We start from the raw sequence: 18734 nt of genomic DNA, 5'->3' as shown, positions 1-18734 counted from the left end.
ATTATGAAGAAAAAAATACTAATTGTTGATGACGAAAAAAGCATATGTCTTTTATTAGAAAATTTTCTTTCAGAAGACTATGATGTTGTTTCATTTAATGACGGTCTTAAAGCTGTAGAATGGCTTGAAGAAAACCTACCGGATTTAATAATAAGTGATATTCAAATGCCTGAAATGGATGGATATGAGTTTTTAACAAATGTTCGTCAAAGAGGCTTTACTAAGCACACGCCTGTTATAATGTTATCTGGAAGATCTGAAAGTAAGGAACGAATAAAATGCTATAGACTTGGAGCCCAAGATTATCTTACAAAACCTTTTAATCCTGAGGAACTTGAAGAATTGGTTAAAAAAAATATTTTTCCAATTCACTATTCTATAGAATGGTAACTTATTGAAACTTGACACTTAAAACTAACTTTACCTGATTTAAAATGACCAATCCAATTCTTAACGTACTATACATTGGCAAATCTCCGGAGTATTTTCAAATAATAAATGAGAATAAAAACATATCTCTTATTACTTTGGAAGATAGTATTAAGGCAACTAATTACCTTAAATCCAATAAAACTCCAGATGCTATAATTTGCCATTATAATTTACCAGGTAATAATGGTTTATTTTTGTATGATTGGATAAAAGAGCATGATGAATATAAAGAAACACCCTTTATTCTAATTACAACAGAATTTAATGTAGATTTATATAAACTTTCATTCAAAAAAAGAGTGAATGACTTTTATGCCACCTCTGTAACGCCACCTGAATACATTCTAAAACGAGTTGAATTTCTTTGTGCCAACAAAAAAACTACAAACGTTTCTGCTATTCCTAAGTTGAATGATGAAATGTACAAAATGCCCGTTTCAAAAAGAATTTTTGACATTTTTGTGGCATCATCTGTCCTTTTGGTTGCCTCACCATTCTTGCTATTAATATTACTTGCTATTAAATTAGAATCAAAAGGAAAGGTGTATTACATTTCAAAAAGAGTAGGTAGAAAAACTTTCGATTTTTATAAACTACGTTCTATGAGAACTGGTTCAGATGAACTATTGAAAAAATTAGCAAAAGAAAAAAATCAATATAATACAGCACAACAACCTACAGAAAGTTTAATAAACTTAGATTGCCCAAGATGCAGTAAATTACCTGAAAATGAAACTTGCTCCCCAATAATGTATATTGACACCCATCAAATTTGTGATTACTGGTATAATTTTCAAAAAATTGAAGCAACTAAAAACAATTCCACATTTGTTAAAATTGTGAATGATCCGCGCGTTACAAGAGTAGGTAAATTTATTAGAAACACAAGTATTGATGAATTACCTCAACTTATTAACGTACTAAAAGGCGATATGTCAATTGTAGGTAACCGCCCTTTACCAGTATATGAGGCGGAATTACTTACTGCAGATGCTGTTTCTCAGCGCTTTTTAGCACCCGCAGGTATTACTGGCTTATGGCAAGTAGAATTAAGAGGTAAAGGAGGAAACATGTCTGAAGAAGAGAGAATGCGTTTAGATAATGAATATGCAGAACATTTTAAAGGAGATAATTATTCCTTTTGGTATGATATTAAACTTATTTTGCGAACTATCCCTGCATTGCTACAAAAAGATTCCGTATAATTAAGCACTTATAATTTGAACACACGTAAAATGAAACTAATATTAAAATTTATAGTTCTATTATACATAAATATTTTTTGTGTTAATTATTCTTTGGCCCAATCATCTTCATTAGAAAATACGTCAAAGCGTAAAAATGAAATGAACTTACCGCCTCTTGAAGCAGTTATAGATTCTGTTTTAAAAAACAATGCTATGATACGTTTTAACAATAAAGGGATTGAGGTTAAAGACGCAACATTAAATTCAGAACGCATTTATTGGACGAGAAATTTTGGCTTTCAAGGCGAATCTAGATACGGGACCTTAAATAACAATTCTACAAGTGATGATGGAGTTAGTAATTCTGCATTTGCAACAACAACAACTAAACAATTTACATATACTGTAGGTTTTTATGTTAAGTTTCCAATATTTGATATGTTGAACAGAAAAAACCAAACAAAAATAGCCGAATTACAACTTGACGAGGCAATTGCTTTAGCAAAATCTCAAGAAGATCAAATAAGGCAATTAGTAATAAAACAATATCAAGAGCTCATTTTAAAACAAAAATTGTTAAGTATAAAATCTCAAACTTTAGGGAATGCAAAAGTGAATATGGAAATGGTTGAAAAAGAATTTACAAATGGCGTAACCACTGTTTCAGAATATGTAAGAATTTCTGATATTACTTCTAGAATAGAATCTGAATATGAAGTGACAAAATCAGACTTTCTATTAGCAAAAAAACTTTTAGAAGATTTAGCAGGTTTTTCATTTGATTCAGAAAATTTAAATTAAGCCCATGAAAATAATTGAATTTATAAGACTTATATTAAGACATTTAGCTCTATTAATACTAGTGCCATTTTTGCTTGCCATTATGGTTTTACTATTAACTATGAATCCGAGTTTTGAGTATTCATCTCAAACAGTTTTATATACAGGACTTGCAACGGGTTCTTCCATTGAAATGGACAAAACATTCAATTATTTCGCCACCAATATTGCTTTTGATAATTTAATAAATATCATTAATTCAAGAGAAACACAAGAAGAAGTTGCTGTTAGGTTATTAACACTTCATCTTATGTTACCTGAAGCTAATCCAAAGTATATTTCAAAGAAATTATATGACGAATTAAAGTTAAAGGTGCCTGAAGAAATCTATTCCTATATTGAAAAAGGAGATAAAAATTCAACTCTCAAAACCAATGAGCAAGTTGTTAATAATCCAATACCTCCAGAAATAAATCGTTATAACTATGAAAAATCAGTTCAAAATTTATTGACTTTAATGAGAAGCAGTAATGATAACTATATTTATGAACTGTTAAATTATGATAATGATAAGCATTATTCACTTAAAGCATTATCAGAGGTAAAAGCAACTCGAATTAATAGTAGTGATTTAATAAAAATGAATTACACTGTTAACGATCCCGGAATTTGCCAGCAAACATTAGAGATTTACAATGAAGTCTGTATAAAAAACTATAAACACATTAAAGAAAACAGATCAGATGATGTGGTAAAATATTTTGAAGAACAATTAGCTCTCGCCAACAAAAGTTTAAAAATGGCTGAAGATAATTTGTTGGAATTTAATAAGTCTTCCAATATTATAAACTACTACGAACAAAGTAAAGCAGTTGCTGTAGTAAAAGAGGACATGGAGGTTGATTATAATAATAAAAAAGCGCAACTAGCAGGAACAAAAGCCGCTACCAAAAGACTAGAAGAAAAATTAAACATTCAAGAAAACATACAAAGCGAAAACAATAATGTTCTTGAAAAAAAGAAAATACTTGGAGAGATTAATTATGAAATAGCATTTAATGAGGCCCGAGTAGATTCTAAGAGTAATGAACTTGTCATTTCAAAGTTAGCCGAATTAAAAAATCAAAAAGACGCCTTAACAAAAGAAATTAAAACTAGTGTTGATAAAATTTACAGTTATCAAAACTCTGTAGATGGCGTACCATTAAGTAAATTACTTCCAGACTGGATGAACAATGTTGTGGAGACTGAAAACCTTAAAGCAAAGATTGAAGTTATGGATCAACAAAACAAACGGTTTGAAAAGCAATATGCCACCTTTGCGCCTGCTGGAGCCAATATTAAACGCATTGAACGAGAAATTTCAGTTTCAGAACAAGGATATCTTGAGATTCTTCACGGGTTAAATCTGGCCAAGTTAAAATTACAAGACAACGAATTATCATCTAACTTAAAAACAATTGACCCTCCATATTACCCATTATCTCCAAATCCAACTAAAAGAGCTATTCTTATAATTGCAGCAGCATTTTTAGGAGGTATTTTAATTTTGGCAATAATATTGGTGATGGAATTTTTTGACGACACTCTAAAAAACACAAAAAAGGCTAGTGAAATTTTAGGCTTAACTTCTTTAGGGATGATGCCAAAAATGATATTAGATCCTGGCAGCATTCAATTACCCTTTATTCAAAATCGATTACTTGAAATAATTACTCAAAATATAATTCAATTTTTCAGCACAAATTCAATAGAAAAAAAAGGAAAAACCATTATAGTTTTTAGTACTCAAAAAAAAGAAGGAAAAACTGTATTAGCTGGTAACATCGCCAAAAATTTAAAGAAAGAAGGTAAAAAAGTGTTATTTCTAAATTTTTCAGAAAAACAAGAGCCGCTAAAACAACAAGCAAAATTTTCTTTCATAAATAAAATTTTAGGATATCCAGATCCAAGGATAGACTATAACAATCCTTTTCTAGCTGAGGTATCTAGTTATTTAACTTCTTCAGAATTTTTCACACTTTCAATTAACGAAAATTTTTACCAAGCAAAAAATTATACTGACATTATTGAGCAAAACAATATAAAACTTGATTTTACACCAGATTTTGTGATAATTGAATTACCTGCTTTAATTTTTCATAATTATCCAGCTGCTTTAATGTCTCATTCAGACTTAGATATTCTTATTTGCAGAGCTAATAGAGTTTGGACGGAAGCAGATCAAACTGCTGTGAGCAATTTGTTGACAACGTCTCCTTCAAAAATTAACTTTATTGTAAATGGAGTAAACATTAATGAAGCTGAGGCTATATTAGGAGATTTACCTAAAAAGAGAAGTGTTTTTAGAAAAAAAATTAAATCCATATTTAAGTTTCAATTTTTCAGTAAAAATCAGATATAACTTTATAATAAATGAAGAAACTTAAAAAAATTGTACGTGAAGATAACTTCTTGTCGCTGACAGGGAATGTTGTTATTGCAATTTTAGGCATTGGGGGTTTCGCCTTATTAGCTAGAAGTTTGTCTTTAGAAATTTTTGGTGAATGGGTATTATTTGTAACTGCGGGATCTTTTGTTGAGATGTTTAGATTTGGTATTACAAATACTGGGTTAATAAGATATTTGTCTGGTGCAGACGAAGCTTCTAGAATTAAATTAATTGGTTCAAATGCTTTAATTGGCTCAGGAGCCACAATACTAATAGCAATTATTTTAATTGGCTGTAACACCCTTTTTAATGATGCCATACAAAACTCTGGTTATGGTATTTTTTTTACTTGGTATCCTTTATTGGCATTTTTAAACTTACCTTGGAATAATGCTTTAGTTGTATTACAAGCAGACAGAAAATATGCCCAAATTTTAGCGCTGAAATCAATAAATAGCGGGTTGTTTTTTTTGGTTATTCTTGTAAATTTTATAATGTTACATTTAACATTGACACAATTAGTTATTGCGTTGCTAATTATTAATGCTATTACTTCGGTAATGAGTGTTGCTTTTGGCTGGGACGGAATTCAATTAATTACAAAAGCAAGTAAAGAAACGAATAAAACACTCTTGCATTTTGGAAAATATACCACGTTTACACTAATTGGCACCAATTTATTGCGAAGTGTAGATACATTAATTCTAAGTTTAAGTCCGTTAGGAAATGCAGCAGTAGCCCTTTACAGCATCCCATTAAAACTTACAGAATTACAACAAATTCCATTACGTAGCTTTGTTGCAACGGCATTTCCTAAAATGTCTAAAGCAAGTGTACAACACAAAATTGAAGAAGTTAAAAGTTTGTTTTATGTGTATTCAGGTGCACTATCCTACTTATTTGTTTTCATTAGCATATTCACCTTTGTATTTGCAGAATTTTTTGTGTTTTTACTTTCGGGAAATCAATATTTGGAAACTGATCCTATAACTGGATTTAATGTTGTAAACATTGTGCGTGTATTTTCAATTTACGGATTATTATTACCAATAGATAGAATGACAGGTATTGGCTTGGATAGTGTAAATAAACCAAATATAAATGCTATAAAAGTATTTGTAATGTTAGTTGCCAATATTATTGGAGATTTAATTGCCATTTTTATTTTTAAATCTTTAATTCTCGTTGCCATTGCCTCAATTATATTTACAATAATTGGTATTTGGATGGGAATGTATTTTCTAAACAAAGAATTGTCATTATCATTTAGAGAAATATTTAAAAGTGGAATTATATTTTATATTTCACTATTTAATAAAGCTACTGGAAATCGCTATAAACGCTTCGTTAAAATTGAAGAGAATAATTAATTATGGCCAAAAACTTTAACATCAACCCTTTTGACAACTATTCCGGCTCAGAGAATTTATCTAAGCCAGGCTATATGGCATTGTTGTTTGGTGTAATAGCTTTTTTTGCAATAATAATAGCTAAATTAGGAGTTATCGGTATTGGATTATTCTTAGCTCTTTTCTTTGGCGTAGTTTATTTATACTATTTATTTTGTTACCCAATCATTGGTTTTTATACCGCAATTGCATTAAACTTTGTATTGCTTGGTTTAGGAAGGTATGTAAAAGGGCTTCCATTAGGCTTTGGAATAGATGGTATACTCGTTTTAACTTATTTAGCTTTGTTTATGAATAGGTTTAAAACTCGTATAGATTGGACTCCTGCTAAAAAAGATATTACCTTGTTAGTAACCTTATGGTTTGGATACTCCATCTTTCAATTGGCAAATCCAGAAGCTAGAAGTATTGCCGCTTGGGTTTCAGGCAGAGGTATCGCCTTTTATCCATTCTTATTTGTGCCGCTTACTCTTTATTTTATAAACACTCAAAAAAAGTTAAATTATTTCTTTTATATATGGGCATTTTTTTCAATCCTAGGAACCTTAAAAGGAATTATGCAAATGACTATGGGCGTAGACTTTGCTGAGCAAGAATGGTTAAACGAAGGAAGCTATAAAACACACATTCTTTTTGGTAAATTGAGGGTGTTCTCTTTTTATAGTGATGCAGGCCAATTTGGAGCAAATCAGGGATATACAGGCGTTGTATTTTTAATTTATGCCATGTCTCAGAACAAATTACTCTCTAAATTATTTTTTATTTTCGTTGGTCTTTTAGGAATTTACGGTATGGTAATCTCAGGCACAAGAGGCGCTTTAGCTGTTCCAATTGTAGGTTTTATGACCTATTTTGTATTAAGTAAAAATATAAAAGTTTTAAGTGTAGGAATCGCATTTTTAGTGATCCTTTTTATCTTCTTTAAATTCACATCAATTGGTCAAGGAAATGCACAAATAAGGAGAATGCGAACTGCCTTCGACCCAAATGACGCTTCATTACAAGTAAGACTCGATAATCAAAAAATTCTTAAAAATTATTTAGCATCAAGACCATTTGGTGGAGGTATTGGCCATGGGGGTACTAAAGCACAACGCTATTTACCTCACGCATTTCTTTCTAATGTTGCAACAGATAGTTGGTATGTTTTAATTTGGGTAGAGCAAGGTATTGTTGGTTTATTACTGCATTTAGCTATTCTTTTTTATGTAATGGCCAAAGCAAGTCTTATAGTAATGTTTAGAATTCAAGACCCCTTTTTAAAATATAAAATATCAGCATTAATAGCAGGAATGGCAGGTATTATGGTAGCATCATACGGAAATGCAGTTTTAGGTCAAATGCCTACAGCATTATTAATATATGCTACAATGGCAATTATTTTAAACACTGAGGTTTTTGAAAAAGAGATCGAGAATAATGAAGTTCAATTAGTAAAATAATAGTGTTCAAATCAATGTTAATCGATAAAAAACACTTAATAGATAGTAAATAAATAGGTTTATAAATCTTTAAATTAACCCTTATGAATTATAGAAATATTAGAGAATTAAACAATATAATACTTAAAAGATTAAGTATTATTCCGCGCGATTTCGATTTAATTGTTGGAGTTCCAAGAAGTGGTATGTTACCTGCAAACTTACTATCATTATACCTTAATAAACCATATACAGATATACATTCATTTTTAAATGGGCATATTTATAAGGCAGGAGCACGAAGTCAATTTTTTGATGGAGATGGCTTCAAAAAAGTGTTAGTGGTAGATGACAGTATTGCTTCTGGTTCAGCAATGATAGAATGTAAAGAAAGTTTAAAACACTTAGAATCTAAATTCGACATAAAATATTGTGCTATTTATGTAATTCCTGGGAAAGAAAAAATGGTGGACTATCATTTTGAAACAGTGCCTTTACCAAGATATTTCCAATGGAATATTTTAAATCATACTACTTTAGAAAAAGCTTGTTTTGATATTGACGGTGTTTTATGTCCAGATCCTTTACCAGAAGAAAATGATGACGGAGAAAAATACATTAATTTTATTTTAAATGCGCCACCATTATTTATTCCTGGAAGTAAAATTGGCACTATTGTTACTTCACGTTTAGAAAAATACCGAAATGAAACCGAAACATGGTTGAAGGCAAATAATATAAAATACAATGATCTTGTAATGCTGGACTTACCTGACATGAAAGCAAGACAAAAGGCAAACAACCATGGTGATCATAAAGCGAAAGCTTATATGTCCAAACCTTATGTACTGTTTGTAGAAAGTGAGCCTGCACAAGCCATAGAAATAAACAGACTCTCAAAAAAACCTGTTTTATGTACAGAAAACTTTGAAATGATTTATAATTCTGAATCTTTTATGTACAACCTTAAAAGTGGTAAGCATTTCCCTTTCCTTAGAAAGTATGCTTTAAAAGTGCGTGATAAATTAAGATCCATGAAATAAATAGCCATCTAAATTTCATTCAATAATAAAACCATACTGGTATGCTAATATTTAATACAGTTCAAATCATCATCCTAATTCTAATAGCATTAGCTACGCTATATATTTTTGTATTTTCAATTGCAGGGTTATTTTACAAGCAACGAAATTATAAATCAAGTGGCGATTTAAAAAAAATTGCTGTATTAATTCCTGGTTATAAAGAAGATGAAGTTATTATAGAAGTGGCTAATTCAGCCTTAAAGCAAAACTACCCTTCAAACCTTTACGATGTAGTAATTATTGCAGATTCTTTTTTGGAAGAAACGCTTAGTGAACTAAAAAAGTTACCTATAAAACTAATTGAAGTTAGTTTTGAAAAAAGTACAAAATCCAAAGCTTTAAACAAGGCAATGGCTGCATTAACAGATAAATATGATATTGCGGTTATTTTAGATGCTGATAATTTAATGGAAACTGATTTTTTAAAAAAAATCAATACTTCTTTTGAACAAGGTCATATCGCAGTTCAAGGACATAGAACCGCAAAAAACACAAATAATTCATGGGCAATTTTAGATGCTGTTAGTGAAGAAATAAACAATCATATTTTTAGAAAAGGGCATATTGTTTTAGGACTTTCATCGGCAATAATTGGCTCTGGAATGGCTTTTCAATACGACTTTTTTAAATCATTAATGTCAAACGTAAAAGCTGTAGGTGGTTTTGATAAAGAAATTGAATTAAAAATGCTAAAAGATGGTCATAAGATTGCATACCTTAATGATGCAATGGTGTACGATGAAAAAATTCAAAAAGCGGAAGTTTTTGGAAATCAACGTAGACGTTGGCTATCTGCACAATTACACTATTTTAGAAAAGACTTTTTAAGCGCCTTAAAAGACCTATTTTTAAAAGGAAATGTTGATTATTTTGATAAAGCAATTCAATTTATTCAACCACCAAGAGTATTACTATTAGGCAGCGTAATGCTTTTTGGCGGACTTTTTATTGTAAGTAATTATTTATTAGATAATGGAATCCTATTTTCAATAAGTTGGCTTATTGTTGCGATAGCTTGCGTGTTGTCTTTTCTATTTTCAATACCAAGAAGTTTTTACACCATGAAAACATTAAAAGCGGTGTCTAGTTTACCAAAAGGAATGTTTATGATGTTATTATCATTACTAAAAATAAAAGGAGCTAACAAAAAATTTATTCATACAAAACACGGTTCAAATAATTAAAAAACAACATAAGAAAGCCGTTTAAAAGGCTGAACTAAAAGTTCTAAAAATCAATAATTAATGTATAAAAACAAGCTAGAAAAATTAGAAGCAATACGTGGATTTGCCGCTATTTATGTGGTATTATTTCACACATTACCTCAAAAAATTTATTTGTTGGGTATTAATGTGGGCACTATTTTTCGTTTTGGATCAGAAGCTGTTATTGTATTTTTTGTTTTAAGTGGATTTGTAATTAAATATTCTTTTGAAAAATCTGAAGACAAATCTTTCAAACGTTATTTTAAACGTCGATTTATTCGGCTTTACACTCCTTTAATTTTTATATTTATTTTAGGCTACCTAATTAAATGTTATAGTGAGGGCTCTCTTGCAGATCCAGAATGGAGTAATTTATTAGGAAATATTTTTATGCTTCAAGATGTAATTTCACAAAAACCAAATGTGATTTCTTCAACCTATATGGGTAATGGTGTTTTATGGTCTTTATCCTATGAATGGTGGTTTTATATGTTTTTCTTCTTAGTTATTAAAAATATAAGCAATGAAAAATTAAATAAATGGATTAATACTATTGTTATTGTTAGCGCCATTTCCTATCTTTTTTACCCTTTTATATTAAATAGATTAGGAATGTATTTTGCTATATGGTGGACCGGCGCTCGCTTTGCAACTATCTATTTAAAAGGAGAAAATATTACTTATAAATCTATGATGTCCTATGCATATGTGTTAATTACAATAGCGGCAATTTTGGGCTTAAACTTTTATTTAAATTACTCGTACACAAAAATATATAGCTACCCACTTGCAGCATACCCTTTTATAGAACTTAGACATTTTGTTTTCACAATAATACTTCTATTTATATCTATAGCTTGGAAAAATTTAAAATGGATTGGTTTCAATTCAATTTTTGGAGTTTTTAAATATTTAGCGCCTTGCTCTTATGTAATCTATATATCGCATCATTATTTAGTAGTAAAAGCAACCTATTTAGATTTTATCAGTAATAAAATAATTGAATATGGACTCTATATTATATTTATGATTCTTTTTTCATATTTATTAGAAGTTATAGTATATCAACGAATTAGAAAACTGGTTATCAAATAAAATAATTATTAACAATGCACCACAAAAAACTAAAATAATATGAAAATAGGAATAGAAGGACAACGACTTTTTCGTAAGAAAAAGCATGGTATGGATATGGTGGCTTTGGAGTTGATTAAGAATCTCCAAATTATAGATAAGAAAAATGAGTATTTTATATTTGTTAAGCCAGATGAAGATGATACTGTTTTAAAAGAAACTTCTAATTTTAAAATTATTAAATTAGAAGGTGGTCCATATCCAACTTGGGAACAATTTGCATTGCCTAAGGCTGCAAAAAAATACGGTTGTGAAATACTGCATTGCACAAGTAATACAGCTCCAATTTTTACTAAAATTCCATTAGTAACTATCTTGCATGATATTATTTATATGGAAAGTAGTTATTTTAAAATACTTACAGGAAGTGCCTCTTCTTACCAAAAATTCGGAAATGTATATCGCAAATTAATTGTACCACGGGTTGTAAAAAACAGTGATAAAATAGTTACAGTTTCTCATTTTGAAAAAAATCGTATTGCTGAGTTTTTTGGAATGTCTGGCGACAAACGTCTAACAGCAATTTACAATGGTGTTAGTACTCACTTTAAACCTATTTCAAATGAACAAGAACTAAAAAGAGTAAAAGAAAAATACCATTTACCTGATCATTTTTTCTTTTTTCTTGGTAATACAGATCCTAAAAAAAATACCAAAGGAACCTTAAAAGCCTTTTCAGATTTTTTAAAACAAAGTAAATCCGATTATAAATTGGTGATGTTAGATTACGATACTAATGAATTGGAAAAATTACTAGATGAAATTGGAGACAAAGAACTCATTAATCAAATTGTATTAACTGGATATGTTATAAATACAGATCTTCCAGCAATTTATTCATTAAGTTCAATTTTCCTATACCCATCATTAAGAGAAAGTTTTGGTATTCCAATGTTAGAAGCAATGGCTTGTGGCGTGCCAGTAATTACTTCAAATACTTCATCAATGCCAGAAGTTTCAGGAGATGCTGCACATATTGTTGATCCATTTAAACCTGAAGAAATTACAGAAGGAATTATTAAAATACTTCATAATAATGAATACAAAAATAATCTTTGTGAAAAAGGAATAGAACGAAGTAAACTATTTTCTTGGGAAAATATGGCCAAAGATTATTTAAAACTTTATGAACTTATTCATGTTGAACATTCTAAAAAATAATTTATTATGCTTAAAGGAAAAAACATCATTTGCATATCACAAACAACTTGGCACGGAGAATTTACTAAATCTACAGTGCAACTGTTATCACTTTTAGCTGAACACAATAATATTGTATTTGTGGAGTACCCATTTACTTTAAAAGATGTGGTTATGAGCTTATTAGGAAAACAAAAAGCTCAAGTTGCCAGAATGTTAGGACTAAAAAACAGAATAAAAGATGAAAAAACAGAAAATGGAGCTATTGTAAAGCACCTTGTAATGCCTCCAGTGCTTCCAGTAGACTTTATTAAAAATAAAACAGCTTTTAAATTTCTGTTTGGAATTAATGCGTATTTGTACAAGCGTCAATTATTAAAAATTATTAAAAAGCAATCTATGTCGAACCCAATTATCATGACGGCTTACAACCCAATGTATGGACTTCCTATGATTGGACAACTTAATGAATTGCTGAATGTTTATTATTGTTATGATGGAATGGATACTAGAAGACATAAATCAAGAATATTTGATATTGAAAAAGAATTCTGTAGCAAAGTTGATGGTATTATCACAACATCTGATTTTTTAAATTCTGAAAAGAAAAAATTTAATAAAAATAGTTTTGTAGTAAAAAACGGAGTTGATTTTAATCTATTTGTTCCTTTTGCCAAGAAAACAGTTTCAAAAAATACAAGTACTAAAAAGATAGGATATATAGGAACGTTAGATCAACGATTTGACATTGACATGGTTGAACATTCAGTGAAAGAATTACCTGAAGTACTCTTTGAATTTACTGGATATTTGCTAAATAATACTATTGTTGAACGTTTATCTAAATACCCAAATGTTTCATTTTTTGGCCCAATAAAAGCAAATAAAGTTCCTGAATTACTAGCCAAATATGACCTTGGAATTATTCCATACATTATGGATGAAGTAAATAAAAATATTTATCCATTAAAAATTAATGAATACTTAGCCGTTGGAGTTCCTGTTGTTATGACTGCTTTTGCCAATTTAACCGATTTTAAAGACACTGTGAAAGTTGCAAATACTAAAGAGTTATTTAAAGAACACATTATAAATGAACTAGCTAATGATAATGATTCATTAATTGAAGAAAGGATTGCTTTTGCTAAACAAAATTCTTGGGAAGGACGAGCTGTAGAGTTTGGTAACATACTAGATAAATTTTATACAGATAAAATTCAAGAGTCTTCATTAAAATAAAGAAAAACTAAAATCACCCCTTATGGAAGTATTAAAAATCACTTTTTGGATCTTATTATTTGTAGTTGTTTACACCTACGTTGGTTATGGAATTTTATTATACTTAATTATAAAAATTCGTAGGATATTTAAAATTGGTAATAAAACCGCCATTGACCCTAATTATGAGCCTGAAGTTACCTTGTTTATTGCAGCTTATAATGAAAAAGATTATGTAGCAGCAAAAATGAAAAATTCATTAGAATTAGAGTATCCTAAAGATAAATTAAACATTGTTTGGGTTACAGATGGCTCTGATGATGGTACGCAAAATTTATTAAAAGACTACCCAAATACAACGGTTCATCATTTAAACGCTAGAAATGGGAAAATTGGAGCGATGAATCGTGGAATGGAGTTTGTAAAAACACCTATTGTTATTTTTAGTGATGCCAATACCAATTTAGGAAAGGAATCTATTAGACGTATTGTTAACCTGTTTGGAAATGAAAAAGTTGGATGCGTTTCAGGTGAAAAAAGAATTATAAATAAAGAAAGTGATGTTGCTTCTGGCGCTGGCGAAGGTTTGTATTGGAAATACGAATCTGCCTTAAAAAAATGGGATGCAGAACTGTACTCTGTAGTTGGAGCTGCCGGAGAATTATTTGCCATTAGAACAAAATTATATCGCCATGTTGAAAAAGATACGTTGCTCGATGATTTTATAATTTCATTAAGAGTCGCTCAAGATGGATATACAATTCAATATGATCCTGAAGCCTATGCTATTGAAACTGCATCCGCAAATGTAAAAGAAGAATTAAAACGTAAAATAAGAATTTCAGCAGGTGGAATACAATCTGTAGTAAGATTGAGATCGTTACTTAATATTTTTAAATACGGCACACTTTCGTTTCAATACATTTCACATAGGGTTTTACGATGGACCCTAACGCCTCTTTGTTTAGTTCTATTAATTCCTGTTTCAACTATTTTGGCTTACAACGAGGGTATGTTAGATTTTGGATTGTATTCAATTTTATTTTGGTTACAGATGCTATTTTATATTGCTGCATTAACTGGATGGTTTCTTGAAAACAGATCCACTAGAATTAAAGCACTTTTTGTTCCATATTACTTTTTTATTATGAACCTATCTGTTGTTCTTGGATTTTTTAGATATATGAAAAAATCGCAATCTGTAAACTGGGAACGTGCAAAACGAGCTGTTTAAGTTTTAAATTAGAATAAGTAAGTTATAAATTGTTGCTTGGATTAAATATGAAAAAAATCAAATATATAGCACTTATAATTTGCTTTTTAATATTGGTTAGAGTAATCATCGTTTTTATAATAAGGGCTCCATCATACACCATTCAAACAACTGGCAAACTGTACATTGTAGATGAACTTAGTAGCGATATTAAAGTGTTTGATTTACTGCAAGGCAAAGAATTAATAGAATACCCTATTAAGGCTGGAATGCACGATATAGCTTCATTATCTGATCAAAACAGAATCGTTGTAACTAATTATGGCACTCAAGAAATTAAAGGAAATAGCATTACTGTTATTAACACTAAGTCTAATACTGTTGAAAAAACAATTTATCTAGATGAAGGTATTAGACCCCACGGAGTTGTATTTATTCCTGAAACAAATAAGGTTGCACTAGTAACTGACGGTGGAAATTATTTTTTAGTAATAAATATTGAAACAGGCATTATAGAAAAAAAGATTAAAATTGAACAACGCGGAAGTCATCATTTAGCAATTCATCCTAATAAACCAATCGCTTTTGTCACCAATTCATCTGCTGGTTCATTAAGTATTATCGACTTAGAACTAGATAAATTAATTAAGATTATTCGTTGTGGTAAAGGAACAAATGGAATTGACATAACCAAAGATGGCTCCGAAGTTTGGGTTACTAATACAAAAGATAATTCTATAAATATAATTAACACAGATATTTTAGAAATAACAGATACACTAAACTCAGGTAAAGAACCTTTAATTTTAAAGTTTTCTATTGATGGTGTTAATTGTTTAGTTGCTAATGGTATTGATGGAAATATTTCTGTTTTTAATCGTCATTCTAGAAAAGAAATAAAAAAAATAAGTATACCTGGTAAAAAGACTCTTGTTGAAAAAATACTTTACCATACTCCTCATCCAGTTAATGTTTTAATGCATTCAAATGGATTATATGCTTTTGTTTCTAATTCCAATGCTAATAAAATTGAAGTTATTGATATGAAAACATTTGAACTAGTTAGCAATATTGGAACAGGAAAGCTTCCAAAAGGATTGGCTTTTATTGAGTAGAATTTTTAAAACTTAAAATTTAAACATAAAGGTAATGTGAGTGTTACAATTACTATTTTACTTTGAATGTATTCCATTACAAGAGAAATTAAACTTACATGAACATATAGTTTTCATTAAAGGAATTATTGCTTCTAATGCTGTCATTCATATATCATTTAATAATATGAATGGTACGCTCATTCAACCTCCTCCCGCAGACGTTATTAAATTGTTTTCAGAATATTTAGAAGAATTAACTAATTTCGTAGTATTTTCTTAAATTACACTGCTGTATCACTTGCATAAAGTAAATGGCTAAGACTAAATGACAAAACCTTTTATGGATACTAAAGAACACGGAATATTTGCTACAAAATCACCCAAACGACCTGATGCAATTGGCCTTTCAACCGTTAAACTTCTAGGAATTGACAACAATATTATTCATATAGAAATGGTTGATATGCTAAATCAATCACTATTGATTGATATAAAGCCTTTTTTTCCTAAGTTTGACAACAGAAAAAAAGCTAAATCCGGATGGTTAGATATTCCGGGAAATTTTCCTATTGATAAACTACGTTCTGATGAGCGTTTTAAATTATAAAACCTATGACAAATAATATACCTATTGAAAATCAATATAAAAGAACTAGTTTATTTGAAAAAGAAAATGTGAATTATTTAGTCAGGGTTTTAAAGAGATTTAATACGGTGCCAAAAATAAACAACATAAATATTATAACCTCAACTAGTCAACCTACTGTATTTAAAATTGTACCAAACAAATCAATTATAATTGGCCTATCATTTTTAAATCAACCCGCATTAGCATTGGTATATTTAAGGTATGGCATTGAATGGCAACTTTGGTATAAAGCTTTGAGTGGAGAAAAACAGAATACTACATTATGTGATATTGCCGCTCTTGAAGTAACCAAAATATTCTATAATCTTTTACCTAAAGATGATAAAGAAAAATTAAAACACCTTGATTGTTCGCTGTTTAATTTAATTAAAAGCACAGAGCAATTGAATACCAAATCTTTGTTGAAATATAAAGTATTACAAGAATTTCATGGATTAAATAACACCAACAACGTATTTGAAGATTCTTGGAAACCTATTATTGAAAATCTGGCAAAACCAACAGAGTATTTATTAATGGCTGGTGGTGACCTTAGATTGAATATTGATGAAATTGATTTGTTAAACAAATATGGTTGCCGACCATTTCCAAGACCCGAGGCATTTACTTTTGCATCATCAACGGCTACAAGTGTTTCAAATTTTGCATATGACAAAACAGATAAAGTTAGAAGTATCTTAATAAGAAATAGCTTGAAAATTGGTTTTAAAAATGCAACCTTAGAGTTTTCAGAATTACTAAAAAATAACCTGAAAAAAATCTTCAAAATAAATGATGAGTGTGAAATCATTTTTTCTCCATCTGGGACAGATTCTTCACTGCAAATTGCAGCTATTACCCAAATTATTTCAGAAAAAGACATTACACATGTTTTAGTTGCGTCAGATGAAACTGGAAGCGGTGTACCAGCGGCATTAAAAGGGTGTCATTTTGAAAATACAACTGCACTTAATCATCCAGTTAAAAAAGGTGATAAAATTCAAGGATTTAGAGATGTTGAAGTAATTAAAATTCCTTTTAGAGATGAAAACGGAGATTTAAAATCTTCTGTTCAATTAGATAAGGAAGTTTTTACTGCTATTTCAAAAACTCATGAATTAGGAAGACATATTGTATTGCACGTAATGGATCAATCAAAACTAGGTTATCAGTCTCCTAGTGAAAAAATGATGCAAAATTTGAATTCACTCAATAATTTATCAATGCAAATTATTGTTGATGGTTCTCAACTTAGGTTAGACCCTAAGGACATACAAAACTATTTAAATAAAGGCTATATTGTTACCATAACAGGAAGTAAATACTTTACAGGCCCTCCATATTCCGGAGCATTAATTCTGCCTAAAAGTGTTAGTAAATTAATTCATTCTGTAAAAAACACACTTCCAGAAGGATTGACCCAATATTACAATCATTCTGATTGGCCAAAATCGTGGTTTTGTTCAAATAATTTATCTGATGGATTTAATTATGGTTCCTATATGCGTTGGAATGCTTCCATAGTTGAAATGGACAGATATTACAAAACACCTATTTTATATAGAAATATGGGTATTGAAATGTTTTGTAATTTTGTTGAAGACTCTATAAAAGACGCCACTTTTTTAGAGCCACTTTATGGTGATGAAACAAACACAAACGCCTATAACAGTAAAGAATTTGGAATTAGAAGTATACGCACCATTTTCCCATTTTTTATCCTTAAAAACAATGAAGTATTATCAATTAATAATGTGAAAAAACTATACATCTTGTTAAATTCTGACTTATCCAATCAATTTGAAGGTGCCTCATTAGAAGTTATTAGACTTGCTGCCCAAAAATGTCACACGGGTCAGGCAGTTAATGTAAAATATAGTAATGAGATTGAAAGTGCTATTTTAAGAATTAGTTTGGGTGCTAGGGTTATTTCAGAAAGTTGGGTTAACAGAGATATCAGTATTTATTTTAGAAATATTGAAACGCAAATGAATCAGATTACTGTTATTATAAAAAAAATAGAATTAATTCTTAACAAACCTGGATTGTTAGATTAAAAAGGTTTAAATAAAAAAAATAAAATGTAGTAAACTCTTAGTTGTTTTATTAAAATAAAAATGGTTTTTATTTATGATAATCAAAATTATAATAGTTGAAAATGTAAAATTGTTTCATCGGATATTTACAATAATTTAAAATCAAGAATTTTAAACAGCTCCAACAAATTTTGCAATCAGCACTCTTCTGTTAACTACTAATTTTACTTTAAAAGAGTTCTCCAAAAAAACTCAAAAAAAAACTCAAAAGTGGAAATGCGAATCCTAAATTGTTGTATCTTTATATTAGTGAAGCTA

Annotated in this window: 16 protein-coding genes; all 16 read left to right on the top strand. The window is 29.5% G+C overall.

Features of this window, described 5'->3' with window-relative positions; genetic code table 11:
- Window positions 1-3: 3 nt before the first annotated feature.
- The 16 genes from JEY78_RS00630 to JEY78_RS00555 all read left to right on the top strand — a co-directional run bounded on the left by JEY78_RS00630 (window position 4) and on the right by JEY78_RS00555 (window position 18437).
- Window positions 4-390, top strand: coding sequence for a response regulator (locus JEY78_RS00630; RefSeq protein WP_291845970.1), 387 nt, complete (start codon window positions 4-6; stop codon window positions 388-390).
- A gap of 44 nt (window positions 391-434) precedes the next feature.
- Window positions 435-1637: a sugar transferase gene (locus tag JEY78_RS00625; RefSeq protein ID WP_291845969.1), complete on the top strand. Its 1203-nt coding sequence runs from the start codon at window positions 435-437 to the stop codon at window positions 1635-1637.
- Window positions 1638-1667: 30 nt separating this feature from the next.
- Entirely contained in the window at window positions 1668-2420 is a 753-nt protein-coding gene (locus JEY78_RS00620) for a TolC family protein (protein ID WP_291845968.1), read from the top strand.
- Window positions 2421-2424: 4 nt separating this feature from the next.
- The gene (locus JEY78_RS00615) at window positions 2425-4803 is read left to right on the top strand and encodes a hypothetical protein (protein ID WP_291845967.1); all 2379 of its coding nucleotides are present in this window, start codon (window positions 2425-2427) and stop codon (window positions 4801-4803) included.
- 11 nt (window positions 4804-4814) lie between these two features.
- Complete coding sequence (locus JEY78_RS00610; protein WP_291845966.1) at window positions 4815-6200, top strand: hypothetical protein; 1386 nt, start codon at window positions 4815-4817, stop codon at window positions 6198-6200.
- A gap of 2 nt (window positions 6201-6202) precedes the next feature.
- The gene (locus JEY78_RS00605) at window positions 6203-7681 is read left to right on the top strand and encodes an O-antigen ligase (RefSeq protein ID WP_291845965.1); all 1479 of its coding nucleotides are present in this window, start codon (window positions 6203-6205) and stop codon (window positions 7679-7681) included.
- 83 nt (window positions 7682-7764) lie between these two features.
- Complete coding sequence (locus JEY78_RS00600; protein ID WP_291845963.1) at window positions 7765-8703, top strand: phosphoribosyltransferase family protein; 939 nt, start codon at window positions 7765-7767, stop codon at window positions 8701-8703.
- Window positions 8704-8744: 41 nt separating this feature from the next.
- On the top strand, window positions 8745-9929 hold the full coding sequence (locus JEY78_RS00595) for a glycosyltransferase family 2 protein (RefSeq protein WP_291845962.1): 1185 nt from the start codon (window positions 8745-8747) through the stop codon (window positions 9927-9929).
- 60 nt (window positions 9930-9989) lie between these two features.
- Window positions 9990-11045 carry an acyltransferase gene (locus tag JEY78_RS00590; protein ID WP_291845961.1) on the top strand — a complete coding sequence of 352 codons (1056 nt, stop codon included), beginning with the start codon at window positions 9990-9992 and terminating at the stop codon, window positions 11043-11045.
- Between the two features lie 39 nt (window positions 11046-11084).
- Complete coding sequence (locus tag JEY78_RS00585; protein WP_291845960.1) at window positions 11085-12245, top strand: glycosyltransferase family 1 protein; 1161 nt, start codon at window positions 11085-11087, stop codon at window positions 12243-12245.
- A 6-nt stretch (window positions 12246-12251) separates the two neighbouring features.
- Window positions 12252-13463: a glycosyltransferase gene (locus JEY78_RS00580; protein WP_291845959.1), complete on the top strand. Its 1212-nt coding sequence runs from the start codon at window positions 12252-12254 to the stop codon at window positions 13461-13463.
- A 22-nt stretch (window positions 13464-13485) separates the two neighbouring features.
- Window positions 13486-14676: a glycosyltransferase gene (locus JEY78_RS00575; protein ID WP_291845958.1), complete on the top strand. Its 1191-nt coding sequence runs from the start codon at window positions 13486-13488 to the stop codon at window positions 14674-14676.
- A gap of 47 nt (window positions 14677-14723) precedes the next feature.
- On the top strand, window positions 14724-15770 hold the full coding sequence (locus tag JEY78_RS00570) for a beta-propeller fold lactonase family protein (RefSeq protein ID WP_291845956.1): 1047 nt from the start codon (window positions 14724-14726) through the stop codon (window positions 15768-15770).
- 40 nt (window positions 15771-15810) lie between these two features.
- Window positions 15811-16032 (top strand): hypothetical protein, encoded by a 222-nt coding sequence (locus JEY78_RS00565; protein WP_291845955.1) that lies wholly within the window; start codon window positions 15811-15813, stop codon window positions 16030-16032.
- A gap of 45 nt (window positions 16033-16077) precedes the next feature.
- Window positions 16078-16359 (top strand): TrmO family methyltransferase, encoded by a 282-nt coding sequence (locus JEY78_RS00560; RefSeq protein ID WP_291845954.1) that lies wholly within the window; start codon window positions 16078-16080, stop codon window positions 16357-16359.
- Between the two features lie 5 nt (window positions 16360-16364).
- A complete protein-coding gene (locus JEY78_RS00555; protein ID WP_291845953.1) occupies window positions 16365-18437 on the top strand; it encodes a hypothetical protein in 2073 nt (690 codons plus the stop codon).
- The last annotated feature ends 297 nt before the right edge of the window (window positions 18438-18734 follow it).

It is taken from the genome of Lutibacter sp. (assembly GCF_016342705.1).
Classification (GTDB): domain Bacteria; phylum Bacteroidota; class Bacteroidia; order Flavobacteriales; family Flavobacteriaceae; genus Lutibacter.
The sequence above is the reverse complement of the archived record's forward strand: the minus strand, read 5'-3'. Positions and strand labels throughout refer to the sequence as shown.

Bases quoted from the DNA above. Each gene is read 5' to 3' on its own strand.
- JEY78_RS00630 (WP_291845970.1), top strand. From the start codon at position 4: ATGAAGAAAAAAATACTAATTGTTGATGACGAAAAAAGCATATGTCTT.
- JEY78_RS00625 (WP_291845969.1), top strand. From the start codon at position 435: ATGACCAATCCAATTCTTAACGTACTATACATTGGCAAATCTCCGGAG.
- JEY78_RS00620 (WP_291845968.1), top strand. From the start codon at position 1,668: ATGAAACTAATATTAAAATTTATAGTTCTATTATACATAAATATTTTT.
- JEY78_RS00615 (WP_291845967.1), top strand. From the start codon at position 2,425: ATGAAAATAATTGAATTTATAAGACTTATATTAAGACATTTAGCTCTA.
- JEY78_RS00610 (WP_291845966.1), top strand. From the start codon at position 4,815: ATGAAGAAACTTAAAAAAATTGTACGTGAAGATAACTTCTTGTCGCTG.
- JEY78_RS00605 (WP_291845965.1), top strand. From the start codon at position 6,203: ATGGCCAAAAACTTTAACATCAACCCTTTTGACAACTATTCCGGCTCA.
- JEY78_RS00600 (WP_291845963.1), top strand. From the start codon at position 7,765: ATGAATTATAGAAATATTAGAGAATTAAACAATATAATACTTAAAAGA.
- JEY78_RS00595 (WP_291845962.1), top strand. From the start codon at position 8,745: ATGCTAATATTTAATACAGTTCAAATCATCATCCTAATTCTAATAGCA.
- JEY78_RS00590 (WP_291845961.1), top strand. From the start codon at position 9,990: ATGTATAAAAACAAGCTAGAAAAATTAGAAGCAATACGTGGATTTGCC.
- JEY78_RS00585 (WP_291845960.1), top strand. From the start codon at position 11,085: ATGAAAATAGGAATAGAAGGACAACGACTTTTTCGTAAGAAAAAGCAT.
- JEY78_RS00580 (WP_291845959.1), top strand. From the start codon at position 12,252: ATGCTTAAAGGAAAAAACATCATTTGCATATCACAAACAACTTGGCAC.
- JEY78_RS00575 (WP_291845958.1), top strand. From the start codon at position 13,486: ATGGAAGTATTAAAAATCACTTTTTGGATCTTATTATTTGTAGTTGTT.
- JEY78_RS00570 (WP_291845956.1), top strand. From the start codon at position 14,724: ATGAAAAAAATCAAATATATAGCACTTATAATTTGCTTTTTAATATTG.
- JEY78_RS00560 (WP_291845954.1), top strand. From the start codon at position 16,078: ATGACAAAACCTTTTATGGATACTAAAGAACACGGAATATTTGCTACA.
- JEY78_RS00555 (WP_291845953.1), top strand. From the start codon at position 16,365: ATGACAAATAATATACCTATTGAAAATCAATATAAAAGAACTAGTTTA.